General features: G+C 33.8%; 11 protein-coding genes. 8 read left to right on the forward strand and 3 right to left on the reverse strand.

All coding sequences use genetic code 11. The features are described from left to right. Positions 1–92: 92 nt before the first annotated feature. The 8 genes from ACN0QX_RS07450 (at position 93) to ACN0QX_RS07485 (ending at position 10,102) form a co-directional block, all read left to right on the forward strand. Positions 93–806, forward strand: coding sequence for a class I SAM-dependent methyltransferase (locus ACN0QX_RS07450; protein WP_417196070.1), 714 nt, complete (start codon positions 93–95; stop codon positions 804–806). A 2-nt stretch (positions 807–808) separates the two neighbouring features. Further along, a complete protein-coding gene (locus tag ACN0QX_RS07455; RefSeq protein ID WP_417196071.1) occupies positions 809–1,402 on the forward strand; it encodes a class I SAM-dependent methyltransferase in 594 nt (197 codons plus the stop codon). Positions 1,403–1,752: 350 nt separating this feature from the next. Continuing rightward, on the forward strand, positions 1,753–3,210 hold the full coding sequence (locus ACN0QX_RS07460; RefSeq protein ID WP_417196072.1) for an NAD(P)/FAD-dependent oxidoreductase: 1,458 nt from the start codon (positions 1,753–1,755) through the stop codon (positions 3,208–3,210). A gap of 337 nt (positions 3,211–3,547) precedes the next feature. Beyond that, positions 3,548–4,858, forward strand: coding sequence for a TolC family protein (locus ACN0QX_RS07465; RefSeq protein WP_417196073.1), 1,311 nt, complete (start codon positions 3,548–3,550; stop codon positions 4,856–4,858). A gap of 104 nt (positions 4,859–4,962) precedes the next feature. Continuing rightward, positions 4,963–6,042, forward strand: coding sequence for an efflux RND transporter periplasmic adaptor subunit (locus ACN0QX_RS07470; protein WP_417196074.1), 1,080 nt, complete (start codon positions 4,963–4,965; stop codon positions 6,040–6,042). A gap of 208 nt (positions 6,043–6,250) precedes the next feature. Then, a complete protein-coding gene (locus ACN0QX_RS07475) occupies positions 6,251–9,445 on the forward strand; it encodes an efflux RND transporter permease subunit (protein WP_417196075.1) in 3,195 nt (1,064 codons plus the stop codon). 92 nt (positions 9,446–9,537) lie between these two features. Further along, positions 9,538–9,843 carry a hypothetical protein gene (locus ACN0QX_RS07480; RefSeq protein ID WP_417196077.1) on the forward strand — a complete coding sequence of 102 codons (306 nt, stop codon included), beginning with the start codon at positions 9,538–9,540 and terminating at the stop codon, positions 9,841–9,843. Between the two features lie 31 nt (positions 9,844–9,874). Then, on the forward strand, positions 9,875–10,102 hold the full coding sequence (locus ACN0QX_RS07485; RefSeq protein WP_248400167.1) for a YgaP family membrane protein: 228 nt from the start codon (positions 9,875–9,877) through the stop codon (positions 10,100–10,102). 116 nt (positions 10,103–10,218) lie between these two features. On the opposite strand, the gene nhaA is transcribed toward ACN0QX_RS07485, so the two are convergent. The 3 genes from nhaA to ACN0QX_RS07500 form a co-directional block, all read right to left on the reverse strand. Continuing rightward, positions 10,219–11,532 (reverse strand): Na+/H+ antiporter NhaA, encoded by a 1,314-nt coding sequence (gene nhaA, locus ACN0QX_RS07490; protein ID WP_248400176.1) that lies wholly within the window; start codon positions 11,530–11,532, stop codon positions 10,219–10,221. A 357-nt stretch (positions 11,533–11,889) separates the two neighbouring features. Further along, the gene (locus tag ACN0QX_RS07495) at positions 11,890–12,735 is read right to left on the reverse strand and encodes a universal stress protein (RefSeq protein ID WP_417196080.1); all 846 of its coding nucleotides are present in this window, start codon (positions 12,733–12,735) and stop codon (positions 11,890–11,892) included. A 107-nt stretch (positions 12,736–12,842) separates the two neighbouring features. Further along, entirely contained in the window at positions 12,843–13,814 is a 972-nt protein-coding gene (locus tag ACN0QX_RS07500; protein ID WP_417196082.1) for a type IX secretion system membrane protein PorP/SprF, read from the reverse strand. Positions 13,815–13,849: the final 35 nt, after the last annotated feature.

A 13,849-nucleotide genomic window follows, 5' to 3' on the forward strand; every position in this document is an offset into this window, starting at 1 on the left:
AAAATTAAAATAAGATGATCTGTTTGTAGGTCTACTAAAACTTAAATAAATTAAAATTGAATATTATTATATACCAAAATAACTATATAATCTTGAGCAAGGTAAAACAACTTTTCCTAGCTATAATTATAATGCTGGCATTTACGGCTTGTAAAGAAAATAACCAAAAGAATGCGATTCAGGATGCAATGCATGAAACAAATCACGACAAACACGATAGTTCAAAATCCGCAAATGAACACATGCAGCGTTCATCCACAAAAGATTTAATAGAGCGGTTTGAGTCGCCTGAACGTGATGCTTATCAAAACCCAGAGAAAGTGCTTGAATACCTTGGTGATATAAACGGTAAAAAAAATATGGACTTAGGTGCTGGTTCAGGTTATTTTTCGGTGAAATTGGCTGAAAAAGGTGCGCATGTTATTGCTGCTGATGTTAGTAATGAGTTTCAAGACGCATTACAAAAACGGATAGAAGAAAACAACCTTGAAAATATAGAACTTCGAAAAATTCCTTATGACAGTCCTAACTTATCAGACAACGAAGTAGATATGGTGTTAATTGTTAATACATACCATCACATAGAAAACCGAATCGATTATTTTTCAAAAGTTAAAAAAGGAATTAAATTAAATGGAGAATTAGTCGTTATAGATTACTTTAAAAAAGAACTTCCAGTAGGTCCGTCTGTTGACCATAAAATTGATCTAGAGACTGTAAAAAGCGAATTAGAAAAGGCAGGCTATACAAAATTGGATGTCAATGTAGATTTGTTGCCTTATCAATTTATAATACGAGCTAAATAATTATGAAAGAATTTTGGAACGAGCGTTATGCGAATGAAGAATTTATATATGGAACGGAACCCAATGCGTTTTTTAAACAACAACTCGACAAATTAAATCCGGGTAAAATTTTACTTCCAGCAGAAGGTGAAGGCCGAAATGCTGTATATGCTGCTTCTCAAGGTTGGGAAGTAAAAGCGTTTGACATGAGCATAAAAGGCCAGGAAAAAGCGTTGCAATTGGCAGAAAAGAAGTCCGTTAATATTAGTTATGACGTTACAGGAGTTCAGGAGTTTCAATCTAATGAAAAATTTGATGCTGTAGGTTTATCTTTTGCGCATTTTCCAGCAGATATCCGTAAACAAGCGCATCAACATGTTTTGGGCTTCTTAAAAATAGGTGGTCAGGTTATTTTTGAAGCGTTTGCCAAATCACAACTAGAACATACATCTGGTGGCCCAAAAAATATAGACATGTTATTTTCTATAGATGAAGTTAAGGACGAATTCCCACAACTAGAGTTTGAAATATTAAAGGCATTGCCAATTGAACTTACTGAAGGCGAACATCATAAAGGAAAAGCAGAAGTGATTCGTTTTTTGGGAGTAAAAAAATAAGTGAATTCAACAATAAAGAGTATAAAGCTGCTTTGAATATTTATATATCATTGCGGTTTTTTTTAGGTGGTATTGCAATAATCAAGCATACTAATTTTGAGTTATTAGTTTCAATATACATTCTAAATTTAAAACTAGTTTGCTACTCACTACTCCAATCTTGACTTCAATTTAAGAAGAATCCTATATGTAACCCAATATGATATTTTTATAAAGTTGAAAATAGTCATTTTTAAACCTATAATATGACATCCACGATTTTGGTCTTCTTCAATTAAAAAATAGCTTAAGTAACTAAAGTTACTGTGGGAACTATTTTTGCACATTACCTTTAATAAAAATTCATAGTCATGGCTAAAATTGTTATTCTAGGAGCAGGTATTTCCGGACATGTTGCGGCAGCACATTTACGCAGAAAATTATCTAAAGATCACGAAGTTGTAGTCGTATCACCTAACAGCAATTACCAATGGATTCCCTCTAATATTTGGGTTGGAATTGGTAGAATGAAATCGAAAGAAATTTTATTTCCTTTGGAACCTTTGTATAAGAAAAAAAATATTGATTACATCCAAGCCAAAGCAATCACTTTTCACCCAGAAGGTGATTCAACCGAAAACAAACCGTATGTTATGGTGGAATATGTTGTTGGCGATAAAAAAGGCCAGCATGAAAAGGTAACTTATGATTATTTGATAAACGGAACAGGTCCAAAATTAAATTTCGAAGCTACTGAAGGTTTAATACCTGGTAAAAACAAAGCGTATTCCGTTTGTACATACACGCATGCAGATCATGCTTGGGAAGGATTAAAGGCCTTAATTCAAGAAATGAAGCAAGGTAAAAAAGCTAAAATTTTAATTGGAACAGGTCATGCCAAATCAACATGTCAAGGTGCTGCTTTCGAATATATTTTAAATGTTGAACAGGAATTACATAGGCATGGCGTACGCGATATGGCTGAAGTAACTTGGATATCCAATGAATATCAATTAGGTGATTTTGGAATGGATGGCATGTTGTTAAGTTATGGAAGCATGACCATGAAATCCCATGAAATGATTGAAATGATTTTTGAAGATCGTGACATTAAATGGATATTGGGTGCTGGTGTTAATAAAATTGAAGATGGATTGGCACACTATGAAAATTTAGAAGGCGAATACAAATCCGAAGCTTATGATTTTGCCATGTTAATTCCAGCTTTTTCAGGTCATGGATTTAAGGCTTATGATAAAAATGACGAGGACATCACTGATAAACTCTTTAGAGGCTTCATGATTGTGGATGCAGACTATACGCCAAAACCATACGAAGAATGGTCCGTTCAAGATTGGCCTGAAACCTATCAAAATCCCAATTATAAAAATATTTTTGCCCCAGGAATTGCCTTTGCACCTCCTCATTCCATCTCTAAACCTAGAAAAAGTAAAAATGGAACAGATATTACGCCTGCTCCTCCACGAACAGGAATGCCATCTGGAATTACAGCCAGAATTGTAGCCGATAATATTATAGATACCATTAAAAACGGTAAGGAATCTTTACATCATAAAGGTTCTATGGGAAACATGGGAGCCGCATGTATTGCTTCTGCTGGCTACGGACTAACCTCTGGAAGCGGTGTGAGTATTACCACCTTCCCCATTGTTCCTGATTATGAAAAATATCCAAGAACACAAGGGCGAAAATTAGGTAAAACATTTGGCGAAATTGGATTGGCAGGGCATTGGCTTAAGCTTACGTTACATTACGCCTTTATTTACAAAGCAAAAATGAAACCATTTTGGTGGTTGATCCCAGAGTAAATATAGTTCAAGGTTTAAGGTTTAAGGTTTAATAGTAAAATACAACAGTGTAAATAGTTATTAAATGACACAACGAATTTCAAAATATCAAAGATTTAAAATGATGAATCCAATCATCCAGTTTTTCAAATACATTTATTTAAGTATTAAAATAATGGTTATTGTAGCTGGTGGTCATGGAGGCACTCGAAAGGCAACCTGATGTGATGGTCAGGATTATTGGTTGATTAGTGAAAAACACTCATTTTAATAATGAGTGTTTTTATTTGTTTGGTAACATTGGTTACTGACCAACATGTTTTATCAAGCTATTTTTGTTACAGAAATACAAATAGGAATGAAAAACAATTTATTTATAACAGTACTAATCGGTTTATTTTGGAGCTACAATCTACATGCGCAAGAATTGGTTCCGATTACCAAATCGGATGTATTGCTTAAAGTTTCTGAAAACAATACAACTATTAAAATATCAGAAAAGGAATTTAATGCAGCCAAAGCAGATTTTAATCAAACAAATGCTGTATTCCTGCCAAATATTACGGCCAGTCATACTGGTATTGCTACCACTAACCCCTTAATGGCTTTTGGTTCGAAGCTAAATCAGGAAATTTTAACAGCTTCAGATTTTAATCCAGCCCTATTAAACGATCCTTCGCAGATAGAAAATTACGCGACTAAATTTGAAATACAGCAGCCATTAATTAATGTAGATGGTATGTATCAGCGTAAAGCAGCCAAGTCAAAAATGGAAGCCATGTCTTTAAAGACCGAGCGTACACAGGATTATTTGGCATTTGAAGTTGAAAAAGCCTATATGCAATTACAATTAGCCTATAAAGGTGTTGCTGTTTTAGAAAAAGCATTAGCGGCTGCCAATTCTAATAAAAAACTAGCGGATAATAGTTTTAAGCAAGGGTATTTACAACGTGCAGATGTCCTGAATGTGGAAGTTCGTGTTACAGAAGTAATGAATCAATTACAAATGGCGAAAAGCAATGTGCAGAATGCATCTAATTACTTGTCATTTTTAATGAATGATGACAACTATGTGGTTTACACGCCTACGGATAGTTTAACTATTTCCGTGGTATCACTAAAAGCACAAAGCATTTCGGAGAATCGTTCGGATATTAAGGCGATGCAATTAGCCACAAATGCTTACGAATCCATGAATAAAGCCGATAAAATGGCATTTTTACCACGCTTAAATGCTTTTGGAAGCTACGAATTATATGACGACCAAGTGTTTCAAGGCGATGCCAACGGTTACTTATTTGGTGCACAGCTATCATGGGATGTTTTTCAAGGCTCCAAGCGCTTTGGAAAAGCACAAAAAAGTAAAGCCGAATTTGAAAAATCGAAATTAGAATATACGCAATATGTGTCCCAAAGTAATTTAGAATTGAATAAGGCAAAACGTGCTTTAATTGATGCTGAAAATAAATTAACATTAACGGCATTGGCGTTGGATCAGTCTGAAGAATCCTTGAGGATTAGAACCAATAGGTTTAAAGAAGGTTTAGAAAAAACATCCGATTTATTAACCGCTGAAACACAATATTCACAAAAACAATTGGAATATTTTCAAACTATTTTTGAATATAATTATGCACTAGCGTATTTACAATTTTTAACCAAAGAGTAAAAAGTTTGCAGTAGGCAGTCTCAGTATTCAGTCAATAAATAACGCAGAAAAATTATTATTAAAGGTTTTTAAAGCCTTGAAACTATTAAAATAAAACTAATAAAATGAAAAAATACGTATACCTATTAACTTTAACTGCAGTATCAGTATTCCTGACGAGTTGTGGTAGTGAAGACAAAAAAGAAGTTGCAGATAACACGCCGGCAATTGCAGTAAAAACAAATCAAGTTGAAGCCAACAGCAACAGTCCCTTTTTATCTGTAAGCGGAAAAATTCAGGCTGCAAATAGTGCTGAATTAAGCACCAGAATGATGGGTTATGTTAATAAAGTTTACGTAAATGTTGGCGATAAAGTTAGTAAAGGGCAATTATTAGTATCTATTAACAATGCTGATTTACAAGCAAAGAAAGCGCAAGTAAATGCGGGTATTTCCGAAGCTACAGCCGCTTTTAATAATGCACAAAAAGATTATAACAGGTTTAAAAGTTTACTGGATGACAATAGTGCGTCGCAAAAAGAAATGGATGATGTAACAGCTAATTATGAAATGGCAAAAGCACGATTAGAATCTGCAAACCAAATGAAAAATGAAATTAGTGCACAATTTGCATATAGTAATATTACGGCGCCTTTTAGCGGAACTGTAACAAGCAAAAACGTGGAGGCCGGAAATATGGCTAGTCCAGGTGTACCATTAATTAGTATTGAAACACCAGGGAATTTTGAAGTCATGGCCATGGTTCCAGAAACAGAAATTTCGGAAATAAAAAATGGCTCTTCAGTTGATGTATTAGTCAAGTCTATCAACCAAACCTTAAAAGGAAAAGTTATTGAAGTAAGTACGTCTGCCAAAAATACAGGCGGACAATATTTAGTAAAAATAGATTTAGAGAAAACTGATGCCAATATTTTGTCTGGTATGTTTACAACCGTTCAATTTCCTGTGGCCAGAAAAGCAAAAACATCCATGGTTTTAATCCCTAAAGAGGCATTAATTACTAACGGCCAATTATCCGGTATATATACCGTTAGCCAAAGTAATACTGCAATTTTACGTTGGTTACGACTAGGTAGAACTTACGGTGATCAGATAGAAGTGTTATCAGGTTTAAATGCCAACGAAGCCTACATTGTTTCAGCAGAAGGAAAGCTTTTTAATGGCGCCAAAATAAGTGTTCAGTAATCTGGTTAAGTTTTCAATTTACTACGCGGTTTGTATGAAGCTTAATATGGTGTCTGAAACCTTGTAAGCATAATTGAGAACATTAAAATAATAATTAAGAATTGTTTTCGCGTTAGGGATAGAAGTGAAAATCCTTTTTTTGCTGCCATATATGGCAAAAAAAGATTGTAACGGATAGCCTGTTAAAACGCCCTAATACATATAAAAAATGAAAGAAGGAATCGCAGGAAAAATTGCCAAAGTCTTTATGCAATCTAAATTAACCGTGTTGTTAATGATTGTATTTATGGTTGTTGGTGTGTACGCATCGTTTTTAATTCCGCGTGAGGAAGAACCGCAAATTGACGTGCCAATGGCAGACATTTTTGTGGGTTACCCTGGGGCAAGTCCGACGGAAGTAGAATCACGGGTCATTAAGCCATTAGAGCAATTAATTTCGAATATTAAAGGCGTGGAATATGTGTATTCTACGTCTATGAAAGAGCAAGGCATGGTTATCGTACAGTTTTATGTTGGCGAAGACATTGAGCGTTCCTTTGTAAAGTTATACAACGAAATTAATAAGCACATGGATCAAATGCCAGCTGGCGTTACCTTTCCATTGGTAAAAACGCGTGCTATTGATGATGTTCCCATGTTAGGATTAACCCTATGGAGTGAAAATTATGACGATTTCCAATTAAGCCAAATGGCTCAAGAGTTGGAAGCCGAAATTAAAAAGGTAAACGACGTAGCTATTACGCATAAAATTGGTGGTCGTGATCGTCAATTACGTGTGGTTTTAGATAAAGATAAATTAGCGGCAAGCGGATTGGATTTTTTGTCTGTTTCTGAAATGATTACCGCAAATAACAGTCAATTAAGTGCTGGGAGTTTTGATAAAAATGACACCGAATTCCTTATAAATACTGGAAAGTTTTTAGAAACGGTAACCGATGTTGAAAACTTGGTGGTTGGTGTGCAACAGAATCAGCCTATATATTTAAAACAAGTTGCTAAAATTATTGATGGACCAGAAGTACCACAAAACTATGTGAGTTTAGGTTTCGGAAAAGGAAGTGCAAAGTCTTCGGAATATAAATCGGAATATCCAGCGGTTTCCATTTCTGTTGCCAAACGAAAAGGTGCTGATGCTATGAAAATTGCAGAAGTTATTATTGATAAGGTGGACCATTTACGCAGCACTTTAATTCCTGACGATGTTCATGTTGAAATAACAAGAAACTATGGAGAAACAGCATCGCATAAAGTATCTGAATTACTATTACACCTTATAGGTTCTATCATAGCAGTTACCATTGTGGTTATGTTAGCCATGGGATGGCGAGGCGGATTGGTCGTATTTTTATCTGTTCCCATTACGTTTGCGTTAACCTTGTTGAGTTATTATTTAATGGATTATACCTTAAACCGTATAACCTTATTCGCTTTAGTATTTGTAACGGGTATTGTGGTGGATGACTCCATTATTATTGCCGAAAATATGCATAGGCATTTTAAAATGAAACGCTTGCCGTTTAAGCAAGCAGCTTTATATGCTATTAATGAAGTGGGTAATCCAACCATTTTGGCAACCTTTACGGTAATTGCATCCGTTTTACCAATGGCTTTTGTGTCAGGATTAATGGGTCCATATATGGCACCAATGCCTATAGGCGCTTCCATTGCCATGATTTTATCCTTATTTGTAGCCTTGACCATTACACCTTATTTAGGCTTAATTTTCTTGCGGGAGAAAGATAAACAGGGAGCCAAGCAGAAAGAAGAAAAACCATTAAAGGAAACTTTAATTTATAGAATCTACAACAAATTTGAAAGACCATTATTAGAAAGCAAAACTAAACGTTATATATTTTTGGGAGGCACATTTGCGGTATTGATGGGAACTATGGCTTTGTTTTTCACGAATTCGGTAGCTGTAAAAATGTTACCATTTGATAACAAGAATGAGTTTCAAGTAGTAATTGACATGCCAGAAGGAACAACATTAGAACGTACTGGTGTTGTAGCACAAGAAATTTCACAATATTTATCTACACGTCCAGAAGTGGTTAATTATCAGAATTATATTGGCACCTCTGCTCCTATTACGTTTAACGGTTTGGTGCGTCATTACGATTTACGTGGTGGCTCTAACATGGCAGATATCCAGGTTAATTTAATTGATAAAAGTGAACGTTCAGCGCAAAGTCACGATATAGCCAAATTATTGCGTCCGGATATTCAAAAAATTGCTGCCAAGTATCATGCCAATGTAAAGTTGGTTGAAGTTCCACCTGGACCTCCTGTATTGTCAACAATTGTTGCAGAAGTTTACGGTCCGGATTATAATGAACAAATTAAGATTGCCAATAGCATTCAAGGCATACTGAAAAATACAGATGATGTGGTTGATATAGATTGGATGGTTGAAGACGACCAAATTGAATATCAATTTGACATCAATAAGGAAAAAGCCATGCTATACGGGGTGGCCCCACAGCAAATTGCTTACACCATGAATATGGCTTTATCAAACCGTGCGATAACCAGTTTATATGATGAAGATGCTGTAAGTCAAATAGGTTTAATATTAGCTTTAGATGAAAAAGAGAAATCTACAATAACTGATATTTCGCAACTGAAGGTAAAGTCTAAACAAGGTAATATGGTACCAATTGCAGATTTAGTAACGATATCAGAAACGACCGCAGCCAAAAGCATTTACCGAAAAAACCAGAAACGTGTGGTCTATGTAATGGCTGATATGGCTGGAGAACTAGAAAGTCCTGCCTATGCTATTCTAGGAATGGAAGATAAGTTGAAAGAGATTCCGTTACCTCAAGGCTTCGAATTAAACGAACTGTATTTAGGTCAGCCAGATTTTGAAGATAATTATACGGTGAAATGGGATGGCGAATGGCAAATTACATTAGAGGTATTTAGAGATCTAGGTATAGCCTTTTTAGGTGCCATTATATTGATTTATATCCTAATTGTAGGTTGGTTCCAAAACTTTAAAGCTCCAATTGTAATGATGGTTGCCATTCCGTTGTCCTTAATCGGGATTATTTTAGGACACTGGATTATGGGAGCTTTCTTTACAGCAACGTCATTTATAGGCATGATTGCTTTAGCAGGAATCATGGTTAGAAACTCCGTATTATTAATTGATTTTATCAATTTAAGAACAGCGGAAGGTGTCCCATTGAAGCAAGCAGCAATTGAAGCAGGAGCCGTTAGGACCACACCTATTCTGTTAACCGCAGGAACGGTTGTTATAGGTGCCTTTGTTATTTTGTTTGACCCCATTTTTCAAGGCTTAGCCATCTCCTTAATGGGAGGAACTATCGTTTCAACGGTACTAACATTGTTGGTTGTACCATTGGTTTATTATATGATAGAAAAGAAAAATTATAAATAATCCTTTTTCCACAAATTTGATTGGTTCAAGCAGAGCGTAAAAATACAATTTGCCTTAATCGTGAAGTTTTTGGAAAATATAAAATAGAAATTATGAAATTAGTTATAGTTACAGCAGTCGAAGAGTTTCAAACAGCTATTTTGAAACTCTTTAAAAATTCCAACATTCACAGCTTTAGTAGTTCAGATATTGATGGTTATAAAAATGGGGCATCCGTTTTAATGGCTTCTAGTTGGTTTCCTAGTCAAAAATTTGGGAATGAATCCCGTTTGTTTTTCTCGTTCACAGAAGATGAAAGTATTGATGTGCTTTTCAAATTAATACAGGAATTTAATTCAAATATAGAAACAAATAACGCTATAAGAGCCGTTGTCGTTCCTATTGAAAAATTTATATAAAGTAAAAGTTTAATCTAAAAAATAAATTACAATGTTAAATACATATTTTAGAATTATTGTTGGCACCATGGTATTATTAAGCGTTGTGCTTACCGTTTATGTAAACCCAAATTGGATGTGGTTTACGGTTTTTATTGGCGTTAATTTAATTCAATCTGCATTTACAAAATGGTGCTTGTTAGAAACCATTTTGCAAAAATTAGGTCTTAAAAAAGAAGGTTCTGCAGGTTGTTCGGTTCCAAATACCAATAAAAAATAACCCGATCTATTCCTTTAAACAAGAAACCGCAACAATCTAAAAATTAAGATTGTTGCGGTTTCTTTTATTTACATAAACTTACGGAATGTATATTTTATAGAAACGTGAGCTCATTTTTATATTAGATTATCATTTCCTTTACTTGGCGCAAATCGGAGAATAACATATCCTACAATAGCCGAAATTAAGGAGCCAACTAATATGCCAATTTTAGCCGAATCTATATATTCAGGATGTGAACTAAATGCCAAACTTGCAATAAAAATAGCCATGGTAAACCCAATACCTGCTAAAAATGCTACACCTATAATTTGATAAAAACTTATGTTTGATGGGATTGTTACCAGCTTGGTTTTCTTTGCAAGAAACACCACTAATGGTATTCCAATAGCCTTACCAAGAACTAAAGCCAGAATAATATTAGTTGTTAATGCCATATCTAATTCCACATCGCTACTTAACATAACACCAGCATTAGCCAGTGCAAATACAGGTATTATAAAGTAGGCTACCCAGCCATGTAAACTATGTTCTAAACGCTGTAAGGGCGATTGAAACTTACTCGTCCACTCTTCTAATTCATCAATATGACCAATTTGTTCGTTAGATAAAATTGGCTGTTTAAGGACACTAGACTTCTTAATTTTATTATAAATATCTTCCAAATTCTTTAAGAATGTTTGGGTATAAATCCCTTGTCTTACCGGAACTGAAAAAGCTACTAATATTCCAGCAACCGTTGGATGAACACCTGATTTTAAAAATAAAAACCAAACTACGACTCCTATTAAAAACAAAAAGAATTTGGAGTAATATCCCTTGTAAGATGTAAAATATAGGACACCTAATAAGGCGCCAGCTATAAGTAAAAGTGTGGTATTTATAGTACCACTATAAAAGATTGCTATAACTAATACAGCGCCAATATCATCCACAATGGCAAAGGCTGTTAAAAATATTTTTAAACTCAAAGGCACACGCTTCCCCAATACATTTAACACAGCTAATGAAAAGGCTATATCCGTTGCCATAGGAACTCCCCAACCTTTTAAGGTGTCTGGATTTTGATTTAAAAGAATGAAAAAGGTTACCGGAACAATCATTCCTCCTAATGCCCCAAATAATGGAAAGGCTATTTTTTTCATGGTGTTTAGTTCACCAATCAATAATTCTCTTTTAATTTCAAGTCCAATTAAAAAGAAAAATATAGCCATCAGACCATCATTAATCCATAGAATTAATGGTTTCTTAAATTCAAAACTTTCGGTTACTATTCCTAAATCATATTGCCATAACTCTTGATAGGTTGCACCGAAAGGTGAATTAGCCCAAACCAAGGCGGTTATAGTAGCCAAAAGTAATAAAATACCACTAAAGCTTTCTATCTTAACAAATTTTTGAAATGGTGTAAGAAGTACCCGTTTTATCATATATAAAGAAATATTTGAATACCAAAGATAAGTGATTGTGATTTTTGTTTAAAGAAAAACCGCTTATTTTAATATAAATTTATAATACGCTATAAAAATCAGAATGCAAATTATAATAACTAAACTGTATTTTCATGTTTTGGGAATGTAACCAAAATTAATGAGGAATGTAGAATATGCATCAATTATTCAATAAGAATAAACACTAAAAAATGATGACAATTGCAGCAGTCCAGTATCTAGTTTCCTAAATTTCGGCAAGTTTTAAAATCATTTTCAACAAAAAAAGTTACAAATAATAACCCTTTTTATGTAATGTAATTCTGATTAGTGGTTACTGTCTATAAATTAAACTAATTAACTATCCTTAAAAGCTAACATTAAAAATGGTATTTGCATATTATATGCAATTTGCTCGGTTTTATGGTTTAAAAACAGATGCTCTAAAAAACTATGCTGTTTACGCATCATGGCAAACAATTCAATATCGTTTTCTCTAATATAATCTAAAACTGTTCTTAAATAGGTTGTTTCGGATTTTAGTACAAATTGATGATTTATATTTCTAAAAAAACCTTGTAATTCTTGCTGTATAACGTGTTGTTTTGAATCGATAGTTTTTGCTTCGGTTATATGCAAAATATCTAATTTGTAATCGTAGTGCTCGGCTAAATCTATTAAAATGTTTAAATCTTTTAATTTATAAGCTGAATGGTATTTGGTGGTAAACAAGACATTTTTAATTTGTTTTATGGGGCAATTTGCAGGAATTGCCAAAACAGATATCTGACAACGCTGAAAAACACGCAAGGTATTACTTCCAAAAATAATTTTCTCCAAATTGGTCGCACCTTTTGTTCCCATAATAATCAAATCTATATCGTGTAAGGCTACAGTTTGATTGATAGAACCAATTAAATTATCATAATCAACAACGGGTTCAAAAGTATGCAACAGGTTATTGTGCCTGTTTTTAAAAGTCTCAATAAGTGCTTCTAATTTTACTTTGGCATCTGAAATTAGTTCACTATACAAAGATTCAGTGGGCTTGCTCTGCATGAGATCATCTGAAATAAATGTTGACGATTTTACCACATGTAAAACATGAAATTCACATTCGGCATAGGTAAATAATTCCAACGCATAATTTATAGCATGAATGGAGTTTTCAGAAAAATCAGTTGTTAATAATATATGTCTCATAATTTGTTATCAGTTTTATAACCTACAAGATACCATTTGAAACGCATATTTAAAATGACAAATATCATTTTCTCGTCAACCTAAATAACGACATAGAACGACACTTTCTAACGAAGCAATGATTGTGCACATGAGCAGTTACTAATTCCTTGGAAGAAGTCAAAACCTATGGTTATCATGTGGGTTCCGGAATTATACCCAGCCAAATCATTTATTGTTATTTGATACGCATAAGCAAAGTAAAAACCAGATTTTTTAAGTCCTGCCATAGGACCTAAATTTAAAGGATTAAAAAATTGGTCATTAAGAAATCGGTATGAAATGCCACCCCAATAATAATCATCTCGCTTATCTAACTTTCTAATTTTAATATTAAAATCTGTACTTGAACGATCATCACTAGCAAAGTATTGAAAGAATGTTGAAGGTTCAATTTCAAGTGATTTATTATTTTTATTTTGAATAACCAATCCGGAATAAACCTGATAATTTAAAAGTAAATCTGGTTCAATACCTAAAAAATTATCGATATCTTTTGGTAAAATATTATTCACGTTTAAACTGAAATAAAATCCTTTATTTCTATATAAAACACCAACATCAAAATTATTATTTGAAATAGCTCTATCGTCAGTTACGCGTGGATCAATTATGGGTGATTCCGAATTAGTTTCAAAATCTTCAATTCGAATTCTAAAACTATTTAAGTTATACGTAAGACCAAAGGATAAAAACTGATCGGAATAATAATCTAAAATAAGATGATGCGCAAATGAGGCTTTTAATCCTTTCTGCTCCGTAAGTCCATTTCTATCGTTATACAAAGAAACTCCCACACCAGAACGGTTGGCAATTCTAATATCGGCATAGACAGATTGATTATCTGGCGCGCCTTTTATGCCAACCCATTGTGTTAATCCATTAGCTCTAATCCTTAAATTATCGCCAATTCCGGCATACGTAGGAGAAATCACAAAAGGGTTATCTGCCAAATATTGCGTGAACACGGGTAAGTTTAATTCTTGACTATAACCTTGAGCTATGACTAAGAAAAGAGAATATATAATTAGTTTTTTCATTTTGATTTGTATTAAAATTTATAACCTCTTTTAGT

This window comes from Bizionia sp. (assembly GCF_048259285.1).
GTDB lineage: Bacteria > Bacteroidota > Bacteroidia > Flavobacteriales > Flavobacteriaceae > Algorimicrobium > Algorimicrobium hallyeonense.

Bases quoted from the DNA above. Each gene is read 5' to 3' on its own strand.
- ACN0QX_RS07455 (WP_417196071.1), top strand. From the start codon at position 809: ATGAAAGAATTTTGGAACGAGCGTTATGCGAATGAAGAATTTATATAT.
- ACN0QX_RS07460 (WP_417196072.1), top strand. From the start codon at position 1,753: ATGGCTAAAATTGTTATTCTAGGAGCAGGTATTTCCGGACATGTTGCG.
- ACN0QX_RS07465 (WP_417196073.1), top strand. From the start codon at position 3,548: ATGAAAAACAATTTATTTATAACAGTACTAATCGGTTTATTTTGGAGC.
- ACN0QX_RS07470 (WP_417196074.1), top strand. From the start codon at position 4,963: ATGAAAAAATACGTATACCTATTAACTTTAACTGCAGTATCAGTATTC.
- ACN0QX_RS07475 (WP_417196075.1), top strand. From the start codon at position 6,251: ATGAAAGAAGGAATCGCAGGAAAAATTGCCAAAGTCTTTATGCAATCT.
- ACN0QX_RS07480 (WP_417196077.1), top strand. From the start codon at position 9,538: ATGAAATTAGTTATAGTTACAGCAGTCGAAGAGTTTCAAACAGCTATT.
- ACN0QX_RS07485 (WP_248400167.1), top strand. From the start codon at position 9,875: ATGTTAAATACATATTTTAGAATTATTGTTGGCACCATGGTATTATTA.
- nhaA (WP_248400176.1), bottom strand. From the start codon at position 11,532: ATGATAAAACGGGTACTTCTTACACCATTTCAAAAATTTGTTAAGATA.
- ACN0QX_RS07495 (WP_417196080.1), bottom strand. From the start codon at position 12,735: ATGAGACATATATTATTAACAACTGATTTTTCTGAAAACTCCATTCAT.
- ACN0QX_RS07500 (WP_417196082.1), bottom strand. From the start codon at position 13,814: ATGAAAAAACTAATTATATATTCTCTTTTCTTAGTCATAGCTCAAGGT.